The sequence below is a fragment of the Endozoicomonas sp. OPT23 genome (genome assembly GCF_009653635.1).
In the GTDB taxonomy this organism is placed as follows: domain Bacteria; phylum Pseudomonadota; class Gammaproteobacteria; order Pseudomonadales; family Endozoicomonadaceae; genus Endozoicomonas_A.
Genome location: NZ_PPFD01000022.1, coordinates 1 through 266, shown reverse-complemented (window position 1 = coordinate 266; position 266 = coordinate 1). Strand labels below are relative to the sequence as shown.

Sequence of the window (266 nt, the reverse complement as noted above, 5' to 3'; positions counted from 1 at the left end):
CCCCACACTACCATCGGCGATGTATCGTTTCACTTCCGAGTTCGGGATGGGATCGGGTGGTTCCAACACTCTATGGTCACCAGGCAAAACTGGTTGAGTAAAGCGTTCATGCTGTTTAGTGCATCAACTCTCTACTCATGGAATCCATTATTTAATAAGCTTCGTCTTTATTCTTGCTTTTACACTCTCATGCTCTGCTTAGTGCATGGCATACAGATCGCTTTGGCGTTATATGGTCAAGCCTCTCGAGTCATTAGTACTGGTTA

At 45.1% G+C, this 266-nt stretch carries 1 rRNA gene; it reads right to left on the bottom strand.

The annotated features are described in order from the left end of the window. A 5S ribosomal RNA gene (rrf, locus tag EOPP23_RS21280) occupies nucleotides 1–84 on the bottom strand; the annotation flags it as partial. Nucleotides 85–266 lie beyond the last annotated feature (182 nt).